The organism is Microvirga subterranea, assembly GCF_003350535.1.
GTDB lineage: Bacteria > Pseudomonadota > Alphaproteobacteria > Rhizobiales > Beijerinckiaceae > Microvirga > Microvirga subterranea.
Window position 1 is genome coordinate 797852 of record NZ_QQBB01000001.1, and the last position, 18571, is coordinate 816422.

The 18571-nt window shown below is 67.0% G+C and carries 18 protein-coding genes; 8 read left to right on the top strand and 10 right to left on the bottom strand.

The genetic code is table 11. The features are described 5' to 3' along the window. Window positions 1-152: 152 nt before the first annotated feature. The 4 genes from xylF (at window position 153) to DES45_RS03805 (ending at window position 4240) form a co-directional block, all read left to right on the top strand. Entirely contained in the window at window positions 153-1199 is a 1047-nt protein-coding gene (gene xylF / locus DES45_RS03790; protein WP_114768612.1) for a D-xylose ABC transporter substrate-binding protein, read from the top strand. 174 nt (window positions 1200-1373) lie between these two features. Beyond that, window positions 1374-2669 (top strand): sugar ABC transporter permease, encoded by a 1296-nt coding sequence (locus tag DES45_RS03795; protein ID WP_114768613.1) that lies wholly within the window; start codon window positions 1374-1376, stop codon window positions 2667-2669. An 11-nt stretch (window positions 2670-2680) separates the two neighbouring features. Continuing rightward, complete coding sequence (locus tag DES45_RS03800) at window positions 2681-3460, top strand: ATP-binding cassette domain-containing protein (RefSeq protein ID WP_114768614.1); 780 nt, start codon at window positions 2681-2683, stop codon at window positions 3458-3460. A gap of 27 nt (window positions 3461-3487) precedes the next feature. Then, the gene (locus DES45_RS03805) at window positions 3488-4240 is read left to right on the top strand and encodes an SDR family NAD(P)-dependent oxidoreductase (RefSeq protein ID WP_114768615.1); all 753 of its coding nucleotides are present in this window, start codon (window positions 3488-3490) and stop codon (window positions 4238-4240) included. Window positions 4241-4247: 7 nt separating this feature from the next. Here DES45_RS03805 and DES45_RS03810 read toward each other — a convergent pair whose 3' ends face one another. The 4 genes from DES45_RS03810 to DES45_RS03825 form a co-directional block, all read right to left on the bottom strand. Beyond that, window positions 4248-5567: an AmpG family muropeptide MFS transporter gene (locus DES45_RS03810; protein WP_170151370.1), complete on the bottom strand. Its 1320-nt coding sequence runs from the start codon at window positions 5565-5567 to the stop codon at window positions 4248-4250. Between the two features lie 85 nt (window positions 5568-5652). Beyond that, on the bottom strand, window positions 5653-6498 hold the full coding sequence (locus DES45_RS03815) for an SGNH/GDSL hydrolase family protein (RefSeq protein ID WP_114768616.1): 846 nt from the start codon (window positions 6496-6498) through the stop codon (window positions 5653-5655). After that, window positions 6408-7571: an OpgC family protein gene (locus DES45_RS03820; protein ID WP_170151371.1), complete on the bottom strand. Its 1164-nt coding sequence runs from the start codon at window positions 7569-7571 to the stop codon at window positions 6408-6410. Before DES45_RS03820 ends, DES45_RS03815 begins: the two co-directional genes overlap by 91 nt. A gap of 184 nt (window positions 7572-7755) precedes the next feature. Beyond that, window positions 7756-8565 (bottom strand): SIR2 family NAD-dependent protein deacylase, encoded by an 810-nt coding sequence (locus DES45_RS03825; protein ID WP_245429723.1) that lies wholly within the window; start codon window positions 8563-8565, stop codon window positions 7756-7758. Between the two features lie 99 nt (window positions 8566-8664). Here DES45_RS03825 and DES45_RS03830 point away from each other — a divergent pair, with 99 nt between their 5' ends. Continuing rightward, complete coding sequence (locus DES45_RS03830) at window positions 8665-9240, top strand: NUDIX domain-containing protein (RefSeq protein ID WP_173949847.1); 576 nt, start codon at window positions 8665-8667, stop codon at window positions 9238-9240. Window positions 9241-9251: 11 nt separating this feature from the next. Here the strand turns inward: DES45_RS03830 and DES45_RS03835 are convergent, their stop codons facing one another. The 4 genes from DES45_RS03835 to DES45_RS03850 all read right to left on the bottom strand — a co-directional run bounded on the left by DES45_RS03835 (window position 9252) and on the right by DES45_RS03850 (window position 12961). After that, a complete protein-coding gene (locus tag DES45_RS03835; protein ID WP_114768619.1) occupies window positions 9252-10187 on the bottom strand; it encodes a tellurite resistance TerB family protein in 936 nt (311 codons plus the stop codon). A gap of 78 nt (window positions 10188-10265) precedes the next feature. Continuing rightward, entirely contained in the window at window positions 10266-10802 is a 537-nt protein-coding gene (locus DES45_RS03840) for a hypothetical protein (RefSeq protein ID WP_114768620.1), read from the bottom strand. A gap of 186 nt (window positions 10803-10988) precedes the next feature. Next, window positions 10989-11834, bottom strand: coding sequence for an S-formylglutathione hydrolase (gene fghA / locus DES45_RS03845; protein ID WP_114768621.1), 846 nt, complete (start codon window positions 11832-11834; stop codon window positions 10989-10991). A 14-nt stretch (window positions 11835-11848) separates the two neighbouring features. Continuing rightward, the gene (locus DES45_RS03850) at window positions 11849-12961 is read right to left on the bottom strand and encodes an S-(hydroxymethyl)glutathione dehydrogenase/class III alcohol dehydrogenase (RefSeq protein WP_114768622.1); all 1113 of its coding nucleotides are present in this window, start codon (window positions 12959-12961) and stop codon (window positions 11849-11851) included. A gap of 143 nt (window positions 12962-13104) precedes the next feature. On the opposite strand from DES45_RS03850, the gene DES45_RS03855 reads away from it, so the two are divergent. Continuing rightward, window positions 13105-13758 carry an MBL fold metallo-hydrolase gene (locus DES45_RS03855; RefSeq protein ID WP_114768623.1) on the top strand — a complete coding sequence of 218 codons (654 nt, stop codon included), beginning with the start codon at window positions 13105-13107 and terminating at the stop codon, window positions 13756-13758. 244 nt (window positions 13759-14002) lie between these two features. On the opposite strand, the gene DES45_RS03860 is transcribed toward DES45_RS03855, so the two are convergent. Continuing rightward, the gene (locus DES45_RS03860; protein ID WP_114768624.1) at window positions 14003-15469 is read right to left on the bottom strand and encodes a catalase; all 1467 of its coding nucleotides are present in this window, start codon (window positions 15467-15469) and stop codon (window positions 14003-14005) included. Window positions 15470-15563: 94 nt separating this feature from the next. On the opposite strand from DES45_RS03860, the gene DES45_RS03865 reads away from it, so the two are divergent. Together DES45_RS03865 and DES45_RS03870 are read left to right on the top strand one after the other, a co-directional pair. Continuing rightward, complete coding sequence (locus DES45_RS03865) at window positions 15564-16529, top strand: hydrogen peroxide-inducible genes activator (protein WP_114768625.1); 966 nt, start codon at window positions 15564-15566, stop codon at window positions 16527-16529. 1 nt (window position 16530) lies between these two features. Then, a complete protein-coding gene (locus DES45_RS03870) occupies window positions 16531-17157 on the top strand; it encodes a DsbA family oxidoreductase (protein ID WP_114768626.1) in 627 nt (208 codons plus the stop codon). A 53-nt stretch (window positions 17158-17210) separates the two neighbouring features. On the opposite strand, the gene DES45_RS03875 is transcribed toward DES45_RS03870, so the two are convergent. Next, on the bottom strand, window positions 17211-18446 hold the full coding sequence (locus DES45_RS03875; RefSeq protein WP_114768627.1) for a YeeE/YedE family protein: 1236 nt from the start codon (window positions 18444-18446) through the stop codon (window positions 17211-17213). Window positions 18447-18571: the final 125 nt, after the last annotated feature.

Here is an 18571-nt window from a genome sequence, read left to right on the forward strand (position 1 = left end):
AGACGGATCGGGCTTGAAGTGCCTCATAATCAGGATAATTATTTCCGCGTCTGAAAATAAAGAGACGTGACGGTACCCTGGCTCGCGAGAATGCAGGCGGACGGGTCGTCACGACAAGCCGGCTTTCGAGGAACGCCGCCCAGGAGGAACCCATGGACTTCAAGAAGCACGCAATGATCAGCCTTGCCGCCCTCGCGCTTTCGGCGACGGCCGCCTTCGCGCAGGGGAAGGGCCCCGTCGTCGGCGTCAGCTGGTCGAACTTCCAGGAGGAGCGCTGGAAGACCGACGAGGCCGCCATCAAGGCAGCGGTCGAAAAGGCAGGCGGCACCTACGTGTCGGCCGACGCCCAGTCGTCGCCCGCCAAGCAGCTCACCGACATCGAGAGCCTGATCTCCCGCGGAGCCAAGGCCCTGATCATCCTGGCGCAGGACGCGGACGCCGTCCGCCCGGCGGTCGAGAAGGCCGTGGCCGAGGGAATTCCGGTCGTGGGCTACGACCGCCTCATCGAGATCCCGCAGGCCTTCTACCTCACCTTCGACAACGTCGAGGTCGGTCGCCTGCAGGCCCGCGAGGTGTTCAAGGTGAAGCCCGAAGGCAACTACGTCTTCATCAAGGGCTCGGGGTCCGACCCGAATGCGAACTTCCTGTTCCAGGGCGCGATGGAAGTGCTCAAGCCCGCCATCGATTCCGGCAAGATCAAGAACGTGGGCGAGGCCTACACGGACGGCTGGCTCCCGGCCAACGCGCAGCGGAACATGGAGCAGTTCCTGACCAAGAACAACAACAAGGTCGACGCGGTGGTGGCCGCCAATGACGGCACCGCGGGCGGCGCCATCGCGGCGCTGGCGGCGCAGGGCCTCGCCGGCTCCGTGCCGGTCTCCGGCCAGGACGCCGACAAGGCAGCCCTCAACCGAGTCGCGCTCGGCACCCAGACCGTGTCGGTGTTCAAGGATGCGCGCGAGCTCGGCCGCACCGCGGCGGAGATCGCCGTGCAGCTCGCCGGCGGTAAGAAGCTTAACGAGATCCAGGGGGCGAAGTCCTGGAATCTGGGCCCGAAGAAGCAGAACATGACGGCCCTGTTCCTGACGCCGGTCGCGATCACGAAGGACAACCTCAACGTGGTCGTCGATGCCGGCTGGGTCACCAAGGACGTGGTCTGCCAGGGCGTGAAGCCGGGCTCCGTGAAGGTCTGCAACTGAGCCCTTCCTCGTCATTCCGGGGCGCGCCTAAGGCGCGAGCCCGGAACCCATAGAGACGACGGTCTCAGGGAAACTCAGCGGCATCTGTCGCGATTGATCCTGATCCACCGATGGTTATGGGTTCCGGGCTCGGCTGCGCCGCCCCGGAATGGCGTCTGACATGATGAGCATGCCATGACCGCACCCGCCGCCACGACCGCACCGCCTCACGCCACCTCCGGCTCGCTCCTGTCGAAGCTCGAGATCGACGTCCGCATGCTCGGCATGCTGGCGGCGCTCGCGGCGATCTGGATCGGATTCGACGTCCTCTCGGGCGGCCTCTTCCTCACACCGCGCAACCTCTGGAACCTGTCGGTCCAGACGGCCTCCATCGCGGTCATGTCGACCGGCATGGTGCTCGTCATCGTGACCCGCAACATCGACCTCTCGGTCGGGGCGATTCTCGGCGTCGTCGGCATGATCATCGGCGTGCTGCAGGTGCAGTGGCTGCCCGCCTGGCTCGGCTTCGAGCACTGGCTCACGGCCCCCATCGCGGTCGTGGCAGCCGTGCTGATCGGCGGCGCCATCGGGCTCTTCCAGGGATGGCTCATCGCGTATCTGGCGATTCCCTCGTTCATCGTGACGCTGGGCGGCCTGCTCGTCTGGCGCGGCGCGGCCTGGTGGGTCACCACGGGTCAGACGGTCGCCCCGATGGACACGCGGTTCAAGGCACTGGGCGGCGGCGTGGAGGGCGCGCTCGGCGCCACCGCCACCTGGGTGATCGCGGCGGTGGCCTGCGGCCTCATCGTCGTGGCGCTCGGCCTCGCACGCCGGCGGCGCATCCGCTTCGGCTTCCCGGTCCGCCCTGGCTGGGGCGACGCCGTGATCGCCGTCTTCGCCTGCGGGGCTGTGCTTGCGGCGGCCGCCATCGCGAATGCCTATCCGCTCCCCGTCGGCACCGCCCGGCGCTGGGCTGAGGCCAACGGCATCGCCTGGCCTGAGGGCGGACTCATCATCCCGCACGGCATCGCCCTGCCGGTGCTGATCGCCATCGTGGTCGGCCTCGCCATGACGTTCCTGGCCCGCCGCCGGCGCTTCGGCCGCTATGTCTTCGCCATCGGCGGCAACCCGGAGGCGGCGGAGCTCTCCGGCATCAACACCCGCTGGACGCTCATGAAGGTCTTCGGCCTCATGGGGCTGCTGTGCGGCATCTCGGCCTGCATCTCGACGGCGCGCCTCAACGCCGCCACCAACGCGGCCGGCACCCTCGACGAGCTCTACGTGATCGCCTCCGCGGTGATCGGCGGCACGTCGCTCGCGGGCGGCATCGGCACCATCGCGGGCGCGATGCTGGGCGCGCTCGTCATGCAGTCCCTGCAGTCGGGCATGGTGCTGCTCGGGGTCGACACGCCGCTCCAGAACATCGTCGTCGGCGCGGTCCTGGTGCTGGCCGTCTTCGTCGACGGCCTCTATCGCCGCCGCATCAAGTGAGGGAGAGCGTCATGCAGGCAAACGGCACAACGCCCCTCGTGGAGATGCGCGACATCTCCATCGCGTTCGGGGGCATCAAGGCGGTGGACGGCGTCTCGGTCGATCTGCGGCCGGGCGAGGTGGTCGGACTACTCGGCCATAACGGCGCCGGCAAATCGACCCTCATCAAGATCCTGTCCGGGGCCTACCGGCCCGACGCGGGCGAGATCTACGTGAACGGCGAGAAGGCCGACATCGGGACGCCGCGCGACGCCAAGCGCTACGGGATCGAGACGATCTACCAGACGCTCGCGCTCGCCGACAACATCGACGCGGCCGGCAACATCTTCCTTGGCCGCGAGGTGCTCACACCCTACGGCACCCTGGACGACGCCACTATGGAGGCGGAGACCCGCAAGGTGATGGCGCGCCTCAACCCGCATTTCCGCCGCTTCAAGGAGCCCGTGAAGGCGCTCTCCGGCGGCCAGCGCCAGTCGGTGGCCATCGCCCGCGCGATCTACTTCAACGCCCGCGTGCTGATCATGGACGAGCCGACCGCCGCGCTCGGGCCCGCCGAGACGCAGCAGGTAGCCGACCTCGTGCTGCAGCTCAAGAAGGAGGGCATCGGCATCTTCCTCATCAGCCACGACATCCACGACGTGTTCGGCCTTGCCGACCGGGTCAGCGTGATGAAGAACGGGAAGCTCGTCGGCTCGGCCAATGTGGCCGACGTCACCCAGGACGAGGTTTTGGGAATGATCATCCTCGGCAAGTGTCCGCCCGGAGCCGTTCCGGGTCCCGGCGCGAGCTGATCGGCACCATCGAAGGAAGCGAATTTCATGACTCAGACGATTTACGGCTCCCTGAAGGGCAAGACCGTCCTCATCACGGGCGGGGCGAGCGGCATCGGCGAGAGCATCGCGCGCAGTTTCCACGGGCAGGGCAGCAAGGTCGCGGTTCTCGACTACAACGCCGAGGCCGGCGAGGCGCTGGCGAAGGAGCTCGGCGAGCGGGTGCATTTCGAGCACAGCGACGTGCGCGACATTCCGGCCCTCCAGGCGGCGATCCGGCGGGCGAGCGACGCGCTCGGTCCCGTCACGATCCTCGTCAACAACGCGGCCCGCGACGACCGGCATACCATCGACCAGGTGACCCCGGAATACTGGCGCGAGCGCTTCGCCACCAATCTCGACCACCAGTTCTTCGCCACCCAGGCGGTGCTGCCTGACATGGAGAAGGCGGGCGGCGGCTCGGTCATCAACATGGGCTCCACGAGCTACATGGTCAGCAACGACTCGTTCGCCGCCTACAAGACCGCGAAATCCGCCGTGGTCGGCCTCACCCGCGCGCTTGCCCGGGAGCTCGGCGACCGCAACATCCGGGTGAACTGTATCGTGCCGGGCTGGATCATGACCCAGCGCCAGATCGACATGTGGCTCACGCCTGAGGGCGAGGAGGAGCTGATGCGCCGCCAGTGCGTCAAGCGCCGCCTCGTGCCGCAGGACATCGCCAATTTCGCGCTCTTCCTCGGCTCGGACGATTCGACCGCCATGTCGGCCCAGACCTACCTGGTGGACGGCGGCTGGGTGTAGAACAGCGTCAGGCCCGCGAGCCTGCTCCCGCCGTAGGAGCAGGCGCCTCTACCTCCTCATCCTTCTCCCGCACCGTCTGCAGCGTATCCTGCCGCACCACGAAGCACAGGATCACGAGCGGGATGCCGATGCTGGCGGTGGCGGTGAAGAGGAGCGGGTAGCCGTAGGCGTCGACCACCGCGCCGGACGCACCGCCGATCAGCTTGCCCGGAAGGGCGTAGAGGGAGCTGAGCAGGGCGTATTGCGTGGCCGCGAAGCTCGGGGAGCACAGGCCCGACATGTAGGCGATGAGGGCGGAGCCCGCGAAGCCCGCGGCGAAATTGTCGGCGCTGATGGTCAGGGTCAGGCCGGGCAGGGTGGCGTTGCCCGACGCCAGCCAGGCGAACATCAGGTTCGAGGCGGCCGCGATGAAGGCTCCGATCAGGAGCGTCCACCAGAGGCCGAGGCGGGTCAGCGCCAAGCCTCCTGCGAAAGCCCCGATGATGCCGATCCAGACCCCGTAGAGCTTCGACACGTTGGCGATGTCGGCCTTGGAGAAGCCGAGGTCGATGTAGAGCGGGTTCGCCATTACGCCGGCGACGAAGTCGGGCAGGCGGAAGCAGGAGATGAGCACCAGGATCGGGATGAGGATCGGGCCCTTGCGGCGGAATAGATCCGTCAGCGGCTCGATGATGGCGGCCGCCAGCGACGGGCGCTCCCGCGCGGCTCCCTGGTCGAGGCGCGGCGCCAGCAGGGTGCCGACGAGGCCGACGCTCATGAGGGCCGCCATGGCCAGATAGGCGCTGCGCCAGTCGACGAATTCCGCGATGTAGAGGGCGCCGGCTCCGGCGCAGATGAGGGCGAGGCGGTAGCCGAGCTGGTAGGAGGCAGCCATCATGCCCTGGCGCTCCGTCGCTGCGGCGTCGATGCGCCATCCGTCGACCACCACGTCCTGGGTGGCGGACGCGAAGGCGACCAGGATCGCCGAAAGGATGGCAAACGTGAGGTTCGCCTGCGGGTCGCTTGAAGCGATGCCGACGAGGCCCAGAGCCACGCCGAGCTGCGACAGGGCCATCCAGCCGCGCCGCCGGCCGAGGAGGCGGGCCAGGACCGGCACGTCGTAGCGGTCGACGATCGGCGCCCAGAGGAACTTGAACGAATAGGCGAGCGCCACCCAGCTCAGCATGCCGATCTCGGTGCGGGAGATGCCGGCCTCGCGCAGCCAGGCCGAGAGGGTGCTGAAGACCAGCAGGAAGGGCAGGCCGGACGAGAAGCCCAGCGGCAGCATCAGGGCGATGCGGCCGTCGGTCAGGACGTCCCGGACGGAGAGGCGGCGGGCTTCAGCCATGGTCACCTTCGAAAAGCAGCAAGCGGCCGGCCGTCATGGCAAGCCCTCGGGGCGACACGATGGCACCGGGGGCGTTGACGCGCTGTTAACGATCTCGCGCCGTCGCGAACATCTGGACCTGGGCCTCCGCCACCGGCTGCGACGTCATCCGGTGGATGGCGTCGGCCACGCCGCCGGCAAGGCAGTCATAGCCTCGGTCGCCCATGTGGAAACCGTCCGCGGACAGCATGGCGCGCAGATCCTCCGGCGAGCGGCTGTTCCAGCCCTTCATGAGCGCGTAACGGGAGAAGACCGAGACCTTGCGCGTGTCGCCGGTCGCGCCGACGGCCTCCACGAAGCGCTCGTAGCGGGCGAGGTCCTTGATGGTCGGGAAATATTGCTGGTCCAGGAGGATCATGGGCGTGCCGGCCTTCTGGGCGGCCGAGATTCCCTGGTCCAGCAGGGCGCGGAAGCGCTCCTCGTCGACTCCGTTCACGGCGTCGTTGGTGCCGACCTGCCAGATCACGAGGTCGAAGGGCTCCGCCTTCAGGGCCGCCTCCAGGCGCTCGATGGTCTGGATCGCCGTCTCGCCGCCCCGTCCGGCATTCACCACCGTGACGTTTTCTTTCCAGCGCGCCTCGAGGTCGTCCTCGAGCTGGGCCGGATAGGAATGGTCGGGCGAGGAGGCGCCGATCCCTTCCGTCGAGGAGGAGCCGATCGCCAGGATGCGCACGCTCTCATGACGGGCGAGCTTGGCCTTGATCGAGCCGATGGCGCCCCGGGCCGTGAAGATGCCTTGGCTCGTGCCGCAGGCGCCGCCATTGGCGGCGGCAGGCGTCTGCAGGCTGGGGAGCGCGATGCTTAAGGCGAGAGCCGCCCCGGAGAGGCGGAGGACAAACCGAGATTTTCTGCTCCGCCCTTGTGCGGGGGAGCGGAGCTGACCTTGTTCCATTCGAGATAGCGCGCCAGAGCCAGGAGACCGAAGATGCCGACGATGGTGAATACCATGCCGATGATCTGCGGACTAGCGGACGACTTCACGGCGGTCAGCGTCATGATGACCTGTCCGAGCGCGCTCAGCAGGGACCCGACCGCGAAGATCATGAGCCCGTTCCGGCCCAGGCGCATCATGTCGGGGCCGATGATGGTCCGCTTCAGGACGTTGCCGACGCAGAGCTGGGTGAGCACGTAGCCGAGCAGCAGGAAGTGGACGAGCCGACCGAGCCCGAGATCGGACTTTCCGAGGTCGAGAGGGACGAAAAGCACGTCGCGCAGGCCGGGAATGAGGCCGAACCCGTCCCGCACGATTGCCGCGGAGGCGACGAGCAGCACGAGGGCGACGCCCGTGGCGCGGCGGTTGTAGGGCATCGGTCGGCCGGCGAAGACGATCCCGGTCACGATGCCGATCGTGAACAGGAGCTGCCAAGCGAAGGGATTGAAGAACCAGGTGCCGGGCTCCGGCCAGCTTGGCAGCGCCAGATGGCCCATGCGGGCGAGGACGTAGATCGCGCCGGACACGGCGAGCACGAGCGCCACATGCACGCGGGCGAGGACCAGGGCGACGGGAGCCCAGAGCATCAGGGCGATGTAGAGGGGCAGGATGTTGAAATAGCCGAGCTGGTGCCCGAGCAGCAGAATGCCCGTGACGCCCTTGGCCGTGTCGCCGAACACCATGTTGCGGCCGTCGGCCTCGATCAGGCCGATGTCGTCGCTCAGTTCATAGCCGATCGAGAACAGGGCGATGGCGGCCGCCGTCATGATCAGGTGCATACGGTAGAGCTCGAATGAGCGCCGCAGGCAGCGCCTGACGACTCCGAGAACGTCGCCGCGCGGAATGCGCGGGTAGTAGACGAGCGCCACCGACAGGCCTGAGATGAAGATGAAGGCCTCGGCGGCATCAGAGAAGCCGAAATTGCGCGGCGTCGCGTGCTCCAGCAGATTTCCGGGGATGTGATTCACGAAGATGATCACGAGCACGAGGCCGCGCCAGAAATCGATCGTCGTGTTTCGTCCCAGGATCTTCATCGTTCCACTCTTATGCATGCATGAGACAGAACGCCCACGCCTGACGGCGGTTCAGCGCGGCCATTTCGGGCGCGCCGCTACAAGGTTCGGCGAATCTGTTGAGTCTCGCATGGTTTAGCGGAAGAGGTTTAAAGATCGATATGCGCGAGCCTTCACATTCGCATGAGCCAGGTGCAGGGCTCGCTCACTTCCTGCCGATCTCCTTGCTGAGCTTGGTGAGGAAAACCTCCAGCGCCTGCTCCGGCGGGCATTCCCTTTCCGTCAGGACCTTCAGTCCCCACTGCCCCAGCACCGCTTCCTCGATCGGGTTCGGGCGCAGCATGAACACGTAGGATTGCGGCCTGTTGCGCTCGAATCCCGAGCCGGCCCAGGTCCGCCAGAGGCGATGCAGCAGGAAGCGGATGTTCAGGTCGGTCATGCTGTAGCCGATGAACAGGATTGTCTTGCCCAGCGCATCGGACCGGAACTTGATGTCGAGCGGCGACTCGAAGGAGAGGCGGTCGAGGTAATCCGTCTCGGCAATGACGATGGACTCGTCGTCGTCGAAGTCGCCATGGTATTTCACGATCTGCGGCACCCCGTCGCGGATGCGGGCGATGTCCTTCGCGTTGACGATCTTCACGAAGTCCTTGCCGTGCAGCTCGAAGGCCGTCTCGAGATTGCGGTCGAAGTTCGTGGTGTAGATGATCGGAAAATCGAGGCGGCAGATCAGTTCGTGCACCTTCGAAGCCTTGAGGGCCTTTTCGGGAATGGTCCAGTTGCGGTCCATCCAGCTGCGCAGCGGCCCGATGCTGCCCTGCCTGAGCCTGTAGAACTCCGCCAGGGTGAGGTGATTGATCTCCCCGTCGGGAATGTCCTTCAGATCGATGCCGAGCTCGGCGGCGATGTGCTGCACCAGGGTGCGCCAGGAGGGCAGGCCTACGGTCATCGATACCCCGGCGCCTGCGAACAGGATGGCTTGGCGCTCCTTGACGGCTTCGATCAGGTCCTCCACTCCAACGCACTCCATCAGCGTCCGTGCGCTGACAACGCGGAAACCCGTCGTTAGGCTTCAGATAACGGATCGGATGTGTGGAACAGGAGCAGTCGGACCGTGACAGGCTATCGGATCACCAAGGTCGCACCCCTCTTCGAGGGCTGGCGGAAGATTCTCGGATTTACGGTCCAGAAGCCCGACGGCGACTCGATGGATCGCGAGATCCTGGAAGCCGACGACGCGGCGGCCGTGCTCCCCTACGACCGCGAGCGGCGCACGGTCATCCTCGTGCGCCAGTTCCGCGTTCCCGCCCTGCACCGGAACGGCGAGCAGGCCCTGCTCGAAGCGATTGCGGGTCTTCTGGAGGGCGGAGATCCGAAGGACTGCGCCATCCGCGAGGCCATGGAGGAGGCCGGCCTGCGGATCTCGAGTGTCGAGCCGGTCGGGAGCGCTTGGTCGTCTCCGGGCGCAATGACCGAGACGATGCACCTGTTCCTGGCCCCCTACAGGCAGTCCGACCGGGTGGCTGAGGGCGGCGGTCTCGCCGAGGAGCACGAGGACATCGAGGTGCTGGAGATCGGCTGCGCGGAACTCGCCCGGATGCTCGACCGCAACGAGATCCACGACCTGAAGACCTTGAGCCTCGCCCAGGCCTTAAGGATCCGGCATCCGGACCTGTTCGAGAAGGCCTGAGGGATTGCCCCTCAGGCCTTGATGGCTCCGGACGCGAGCGCGTCGATCTGGGCCACGACCTTCGGGTCGAGCCCCAGGGCGGCCGAGAGATGGGCGAGGAAGACCCGCTCCTCCACGGTGTTCGGGGTGATGATGCGCCGGGCCGCCGTATAGACCTGCACGGCCTGCTCGGGCGTCCTCACGGCGGCGGCCAGATCGGTCGCGCTCGCCGGACGGTCGAGTTCCGCTTCAATGACCTTCACGCCTTCCCCGTCGATCCCGGCGCGGGTCAGGGTGCCCAGAATACGCTCGCGCTCGTCCTGGTCGATCCGCCCGTCGGCGGCGGCCGCGGCGATCATGGCGCGCATGACCAGGAGGGCGGTGTCGCCGCTGCCCGCGGCCTCGGCGGCCGGGGCCGGCAGGGCCGCCGGTTCGGGCCCGGACGCGACCGGAATCGCCGAACCTTCGATCACCGGAGCCTCCGCTCCCTTGTTGAGGAAGCGGTTGAACAGGGCCGTGCCCTTCGATTTGGCCTGGGCCGTGAGCTTGCGCCCGGCCTCCGAATTCACCACGGCCTTGGTGAGGCCAAGCACCACCGCGTTCATGGCGGCGTTGCCCTGCGGCGTCTTCAGGAATTCCTGGGCCTTGCCGAGCAGCAGGTCCGTCAGGTCGGCCGGCGGCGCCGGCGCTTTGGGGGCGGCAGGCTTCGGAGGCGGCGGAGGCTGCTCGCCCTCGGCGGATGCGGCCTGGGCAGGCGCGTCTGGGGCCGGCGGCGAGGGCCTGTTGGCGATGCCGATGAGCTCGCTCAGGAGCGTGCCGGCCCCGAAGGCCTGGGCGGCGCTGGCGGGCTTGGCCTCGGCAGGCTTCGTGGCTTCCGGAGCGGGCGCGGGTGCAGGAGCGGTCGGAGCGGGTGCTGGCGGTGTCGCCGGCGTCCCGAGAGCGTCCAGAAGTTTCTTGGCGTCGAACATGGATCTGTCCCCCACGAATCCATGAAAATCAAAGGAAGAGCTTCGTCAGGATCGTTGAGCTGAAAGAATTTCTCAAGCTTAGAAGATCGACGAGAAGACCATGGTGATCATGCTCCAGACCATCATGGCGCCCATGGCGTAGTAGATCCATTTCGGCATGCCGTTGGCGGCGGGCTGGCGGACCTGCGCATCGACCGCGTTGATCAGCTCCGCCTGGACCTGCTGTCCCTTCAGAACCAGGAGGGTGAGGCCTTGGATCGCCTCGGCCTGCGCGTTCAGGAGCGAGACCAGGTGCGAGTCATGGGCCTGCCGGCCCGAATGCGCCTCGTTCACCTCGGTCAGCGATTGGCCGATCTGCCCGATGGCGCCGCGCATGGCGTCGAAATGCTGGCCCTGCTCGGCCAGCACGAGGCGGGCTTGCGTGATCGGGTCGGGCGCATGCTTCTGGGCGGCCTGGGCCAGATGCTGCATCAGGCCGTCCGGCCCCTTGGTGATAACCGTCCGGAGCGCGGCCTTGCCGGCCTCCGACGCAAGGGCGGTCTTGGTCATGTCGACGGCCTTGCCGACGATCTGGCCGGCATTGGAGGTGAAAATGGGCTCGCGGGTCTGTTCCATGATCGATCTTCTGAATAGATTCGCAGGGCGAGGGGCTCTCTTAGCGCGTTTGTGCCAAAAGAGCTATGCTCTATCATTCCAGAAGGATCTATTCCTCTGCGTCACCTTTGCGCGGTGCGCCGGAACACCTTGCGAAACAAGCCGAAAACGGGAGTTCAGCCGGCTGCACCTACCTCCAATGAGTTCCTAAACCCCCAGCCTTTCCGCGTGCCAGCGCAGGTGGTCCTCGATGAAGGTGGCAATGAAGAAATAGGAATGGTCGTAGCCCTCCTGCCGCCGCAGGGTCAGCGGGATGCCGGCCTCGGCACAGGCCGCCTCCAGGAGCCCGGGCTTGAGCTGGCTTTCGAGGAAGCCATCGGCGGCGCCCTGGTCGACCAGGAGGTCGGACAGGCGCGCGCCGTCCTCGATGAGGGCGCAGGAATCGTAGTCCCGCCAGGCCGCCCGGTCCGGACCGAGATAGCCGGAGAGCGCCTTCTCGCCCCAGGGGCAGTTCAGGGGCGACGCGATGGGCGCGAAGGCCGAGACGGCCTTGAAGCGGCCGGGATTGCGCAATGCGATGGTGATGGCCCCGTGGCCGCCCATGGAATGGCCGGTGATGCCCTGGCGGCCCATGTCGGCCGGGAGATGCTCGGCGACGATCGCCGGCAGCTCGCGCTCGATATAGGAGCGCATCCGGTAGTTCTTCGACCAGGGCGCCTCGGTGGCATCCACGTAGAAGCCGGCCCCGAGGCCGAAATCGTAGGCTCCCCCCGGGTCGTCCGGCACGCCCTCGCCGCGGGGGCTGGTGTCCGGCGCCACGAGGATCAGGCCGAGCTCCGCCGCCACCCGCTGCGCACCCGCCTTCACGGTGAAGTTCTCCTCCGTGCAGGTCAGGCCCGACAGGAACCACACCACCGGCACCTTGCCGTGTTCCGCCTGGGGCGGGACGTAGACCGCCACGCGCATGGGCGTGCCGGTCTCGGTGGAGGCGTGGCGGTAGACGAACTGCGTGCCGCCGAAGCAGCGCGACTGGGAGACGACCTCGAGGCTCAAGCGCTGTCTCCCGATCAGTACACGATGACCGAGCGGATCGACTTCCCCTCGTGCATGAGGTCGAAGGCGGTGTTGATCTCCTCGAGCGGCATCTTGTGGGTGATCAGGTCGTCGATGTTGATCTTGCCCTCCATGTACCAGTCGACGATCTTCGGCACGTCCGTGCGCCCGCGCGCGCCGCCGAAGGCGGTGCCCTTCCAGACGCGGCCGGTGACGAGCTGGAACGGGCGGGTGGCGATCTCCCTGCCGGCCTCGGCGACGCCGATGATGATGCTCTCGCCCCAGCCGCGGTGGCAGCATTCGAGCGCCTGGCGCATCACGTCCGTGTTGCCGGTGGCGTCGAAGGAGAAATCCGCGCCGCCGCCCGTGAGGTCGACGATCGCCTGCACGACCTTGTCGTTGCCGATCTCCTTCGGGTTGATGAAGTCGGTCATGCCGAATTTCTCGGCCATGGCGCGCTTGGACGGGTTGATGTCGACGCCGATGATCTTGTCGGCGCCGACAATGCGGGCGCCCTGGATCACGTTGAGCCCGATGCCCCCGAGACCGAACACCACCACGTTCGCGCCGGGCCACACCTTGGCGGTGTAGATCACCGCGCCAATGCCGGTGGTGACGCCGCAGCCGATGTAGCAGATCTTGTCGAAGGGCGCGTCCTCGCGGACCTTGGCGAGCGCGATCTCCGGCAGCACCGTGAAGTTCGCGAAGGTCGAACAGCCCATGTAGTGGAACACGGTCTCGCCGTCGCAGCGGAACCGGCTCGTGCCGTCCGGCATCACGCCCTGCCCTTGAGTGGAGCGGATCGCGGTGCAGAGATTGGTGCGGCGCGACAGGCAGGATTTGCAGTTGCGGCACTCGGGCGTGTAGAGCGGGATCACGTGGTCGCCGGGTTTCAGCGTCGTGACGCCGGCGCCGACCTCGCGCACGATGCCCGCGCCCTCGTGGCCCAGGATCGCCGGGAACTTGCCCTCGGAATCGAGGCCAGAGAGCGTATAGGCATCCGTGTGGCAGACGCCGGTCGCCATCACCTCCACCAGCACCTCGCCGGGCTTGGGCCCCTCGATGCGGATGGTCTCGATGGTGAGAGGCTTGCCCGCTTCCCACGCCACGGCGGCCCTGGTTTCCATGATGATGCCCTTCCTTGCGAATCTGTGCCGGGACTATGTGAACCGTGGGCGGAGGAGGTCAATAGACTGCGCCCTCGGCCATGAGGGGTTCAAACGGAGGAGGCCCGGCTATATGTGCTGTGTGCATAACGTGAGGACTTCCCGTGTCAGACATCCGCGCCGCCATCATTCCCGTGACGCCGTTCCAGCAGAACTGCACGCTCCTGTGGAACGACAGGACGAAGAAGGGCGCCGTGATCGATCCCGGTGGCGACCTCGACCGCATCCGCCAGGCCATCGCCGAGACCGGCGTGACCATTGAAAAGATCCTGCTCACCCACGGCCATATCGACCATGCGGGCGGCGCAGCGGAGCTGAAGGAGGAACTCGGCGTGCCGGTCGAGGGGCCGCACGAGGCCGACCGCTTCCTGCTCGATCATCTGCCGGAGACCGGCCGCGGCTATGGTCTCAAGGGCGTTCGCGCCGTCACGCCGGACCGCTTCCTGCAGGAGGGCGACACGGTCACGGTCGGCGACCTGACCCTCGACGTGCTCCACTGCCCCGGACACTCCCCGGGCAGCGTGGTCTTCGTCGCCGGCCCGCAGCGCTTCGCCATCGTGGGCGACGTGCTGTTCCAGGGCTCGGTCGGGCGCACGGATCTCCCGGGCGGCGACGGCAAGGCGCTCCTCCGCTCGATCAACGAGAAGCTCCTGCCGCTCGGCGACGACGTCGCGTTCATCTGCGGCCACGGCCCGACGAGCACCATCGGCCAGGAGCGGCAGACGAATCCGTTTTTGCAGGGTGAAGGGTTGCTTTAAAACTGATGGCCTCTCTGACCTCATCCTGAGGAGCCTGCGCAGCAGGCGTCTCGAAGGAGGTTCCAGCGCTCTCTGGAGACGCCTCGTCCTTCGAGACGGTGCTCCGCACCTCCTCAGGATGAGGCTTCGAGACGGACCTGACGGTCCCCCTCAGGATGAGGGCTATGTTGTACTTCGCTTCAAAACAAAAACGGCCCGGGATCGCTCCCGGGCCGCTTCGTTCTGCCCCTACGGGTTCTGCCGCTTATTCCGCAGCCTGGATCATGACCGCGCCCTTCAGGCCCATGCGGTCGGCGACGCCGAGGCCGTAGGCCTTGTCCGCCAGGTAGAAGTGCACGATCTGGCGCTTCACGATTTCCTCCGGCACGCCCTGCATCGCCTCGGCGATGTTGTCCATGAGGCGCTCCTGCTCCTCGGGCGTCATGAGACGGAAGAGGTCGCCGGGCTGCTTGTAGTCGTCGTTGCCGGCGCGGTGGTCGTAGCGGTCGGCATCGCCCGAGATCTTGAGCGGCGGCTCCGCGGCGCGCTGCGTCTGCACCGGCCCTCCGAAGGAGTTCGGCTCGTAATAGGCGTTACCCCGGTTCGGGATGTCGAACAGCATGCCGCCGTCCGCATGGTAGTGGTGCACCGGGCAGCGCGGGCGGTTCACCGGCAGCGCCTCGTAGTGGGTGCCGACGCGGTAGCGGTGCGCATCCGCATAGGCGAAGATACGGCCCTGCAGCATCTTGTCGGGCGAGAAGCCGATGCCCGGCACGATGTTCGACGGCGAGAACGAGGACTGCTCGACCTCCGCGAAATAGTGCTGCGCATTCCGGTTGAGTTCGAGAATGCCGACCTCGATCAGCGGGTAATCCGCATGCGGCCACACCTTCGTGACGTCGAAGGGGTTGTAGGGCGTCTTCTCGGCGTCGGTCTCCGGCATGATCTGCACGCAGAACTTCCAGCGCGGGAACTCGCCGTTCTCGATCGCCTCATAGAGGTCGCGCTGGGCGCTCTCGCGGTCCTTGGCGACGACGGCCTCGGCCTCGCGGTTCGTCCAGGTCTTGATGCCCTGCATCGACTTGAAGTGGAACTTCACCCAGTAGCGCTCGCCGGCCTCGTTGATGAACGAGTAGGTGTGCGACCCGAAACCGTGCATGAAGCGGTAGCCCTGCGGCAGGCCGCGATCCGAGAACAGGATCGTCACCTGGTGCAGGCTCTCGGGGCTGAGCGACCAGAAATCCCACATGGCGGTGGCGGAACGCAGGTTCGTGGCCGGATGGCGCTTCTGCGTGCGGATGAAATCGGGGAACTTCACCGGGTCGCGGACGAAGAACACCGGCGTGTTGTTGCCGACGATGTCCCAATTGCCTTCTTCCGTGTAGACCTTGAGGGCGAAGCCGCGCACGTCGCGCTCGGCGTCAGCCGCGCCGCGCTCGCCGGCCACCGTCGAGAAGCGCAGGAACACCTCGGTCTGCTTGCCGACCTCGGAGAATACCTTCGCCTTGGAATACTTGCTGATGTCGTTGGTGATCGTCAGGGTGCCGTAGGCGGCCGAGCCCTTGGCGTGCACCACGCGCTCCGGAATGCGCTCGCGGTTCTGGTGCGCCAGCTTCTCGATCAGCTGGTAGTCCTGGAGGAGCAGCGGACCGCGCGGTCCGGCCGAGATGCTGTTCTGGTTGTCGGGGATCGGCGCACCGGCCGTCGTGGTCATGGTCGTGCTTTTGGTCATGGTCCTCTCCAAAGCTTGTCCGGACCATGCCTAAACTGCCCGATCAGGTCCAATCGCTTTGCCTGCGGCGGCCGATAAGGTTATCTTATCGGCCATGGTCACTCTAAGGCAGCTCCGCTATTTCGAAACCCTCTCCCGCACGCGCCATTTCGGCATGGCGGCGAGCCAGTGCGCCGTTACCCAGCCGGCCTTGTCCATGCAGATCAAGGAGCTGGAGCAGGAGCTCGGCATCGGCCTGGTCGAACGGCGTGGCAACGCCGTTGCGCTGACGCTCGCCGGCCAGGAGATCGCCGCCCGCGCCGGGGCGATCCTGACCCAGGTGCGCGAGCTCACCGACTTCGCCTGCCAGCAGCGCGGCGTCCTGACGGGACCGCTGCGGCTCGGCATCATCCCGTCGGTGGCGCCCTATCTCCTGCCCAGCCTTCTCCACGGGGTGGCGACGAACCATCCGGCCCTCGACCTGCTCGTGCGCGAGACACAGACCGACACGCTGGTCGAGGAGCTGGCGCGTGGCGACCTCGATGCGGCGCTGCTGGCCCTGCCCGTATCGCACGGCCAGCTCGAGAGCATGGCGCTCTTCGACGACCGCTTCCTCATCGCCGTGCAGGCCCAGGCCGCCGCCGGCTGGTCGCCGGACAATCTGCACACCCGCATGATGCGCGAGCGCCTGCTGCTGCTCGAGGAGGGACACTGCCTGCGCGACCAGGCGCTGCAGTTCTGCCAGATCGCGAACGTGCAGGCCCGCAAGGCCCTCGGGGCGGCGTCGCTGACCACCATTATGCAGATGGTGGCGGCCGGCCACGGCATCACCCTGCTGCCGGAGCTCTGCGCCGCCGCCGAGGTCGACCGGCAGCGCATCGCCCTAATCCAGTTTCCCGAGGAGCCGCCCATGCGCACCATCGGGCTCGCCTGGCGGCGGACGTCGAGCCGGAAGGCGGATTTCGCTGCGCTCGGCACGCTGATCCGGGAATTGCGCCTGACCGAGCAGGGCGGCGAAAACCCGCCCGCGCTTGAAGCGTTGACGGATGCGAACCCGATCCCGCGCGTGAAGGAGGCCTGAGATGCCGAAGGACACCGCCATCCAGATCTCCGTCTGGAGCGACTACGTCTGCCCGTTCTGCTATCTCGAAGTGCCGGTCCTCGACCAGATCAGGCGCGAGCTCGGCGACGAGGTGGCGATCGACTGGCGCGCCTTCGAGCTGCGGCCCGATCCCGTACCAACCCTCGATCCCAATGCGGAATACCTGCACCGGGTCTGGAACCAGTCGGTCTATCCGATGGCGAAGGAGAGGGGTCTCTCTTTAAGCCTCCCGCCGGTTCAGCCGCGCAGCCGCAAGGCGCATGAGGCGGCCGAGTTCGCCCGCGAGGCCGGCCTGCTCGATGAGATGAACAGGGCCCTGTTCCGTGCCTTCTTCGAGGAGGGGCGCGATCTGGCGGATCTCGATGTCCTGCTCGACGTCGGGGAACTGGCCGGGTTGGAGCGCGGCGACCTGCGCGAGGCGCTCGAGAAGAATCGCTACACGCAGAAGGTCCTGGAGGATGAGCATCTGGCGCAGCAGATCGGCATCACGGGCGTGCCGGCGCTCGTCATCGGCGGCGGACGGCATGCCTATCTGCTCAGCGGCGCTCAGCCCGTCGAGACGGTGAGGGAGGTCATCGCGAAGGCGACACGCGAGGCCGCTTCATAGAAAAGGCCTCCCGCCGGGTGCGGGAGGCCTCGTCTGGAAGGTGCCTGCCGGGATCAGCAGCCGGAAAGCTTCACGCGCTCGACCTCGAGGCCGAAGTAAGGGCGGATCCTGGTGCCGAGCACGTTGCCGAAGAACGCCGCCACCAGCCAGACCCAGCCGTGCAGGCTGCCCGAGGCGATGCCGGAGAAGTAGGCGCCGATGTTGCACCCATAGGCGAGGCGGGCGCCGTAGCCGAGGAGCAGGCCGCCCACGATCGCGGCGGCCGCCGAGCGCAGCGGAATGCGCCAGGTCGGCGAGAACCGGCCGGCGAGCGCCGCCGCGAGGAGCGCGCCGAGCACGATGCCGAAATCCATCACGGAGGTGACGTCGTTGAGGACGCTGCCGTTGAGCTCGGCCTGCCGCGCCGGCGAAGCCCAGTAGGGCCAGCTCGCCACGTCGAAGCCGATCACGGCCGCGATCTTCGAGCCCCACAGGGCGAAGGCGGAGGTGATGCCCCAGGGACGACCGGCGAGATAGAGGGTCGCGAAGTTCAGGAGCGCGAGCGCCACTGCACCGGCAACCAGCGGCCAGGGGCCGCGCAGGAAGCGGGCGAGGCCCTGACGCGGGGACGGATTGGCCTCGACGAGGCGTCCGTGCCGGCGCTTTTCCAGCACTACGGTCACGGCCGCGATGGCGGCGAAGACCGCAAGCTGGAACGCCAGCGCCGTCCAGGGACCCCAGGCTTCGACGAGGGAGATCCTGGGCAGGCTCGGCAGGGCCGTCCACCAGTGCAGATGCGCAGCCCCGATGGCGGAGCCGGCAATGAAGGCCGCGAGCGTGATCAGCATGCGGGTCGAACCGCCGCCGACCGTGTAGAGCGTGCCGGAGGCGCAGCCGCCGCCAAGCTGCATGCCGATGCCGAAGATGAAGGCGCCGAAGATCACCGAAACGCCCGCGGGCGACACGAGGCCGGAGACGGGCTGGCCGAAGAGGGAGCCGGCGGCGAGCACGGGGAAAAATAGCGCGGACGCGATGGCGAGCATCACCATTTGGGCGCGCAGACCCTCGCCGCGCCGGTCGGCGATGAAGACGCGCCAGGCGGACGTGAATCCGAAAGCCGCGTGATAGAGCACGAGGCCCAGCGCGGCGCCGAGCACGTAGAGAGCGGCCTGCTTCGGGTTGACGACGGCGCCGATGAGCGCCGCGCCGCCCAGGATGCCGGCGGCGGCGAGAAGCGACGTCGGGACATTGATGCCCAGGGACGTCCGGGCCGTCACGGGGCCCGACGAGGCGAATGCGGAGCTTGACATGATGTTTCCTCAGCTGCGTCCCGGCTGTAGTCCGGCCGCGTTCCAGCATGAGGCCGAAAGATGTGGTTCCTTGAATAATACGTCAAGACATGTAAATATAAATTAAATTACAAATTGATGATGTA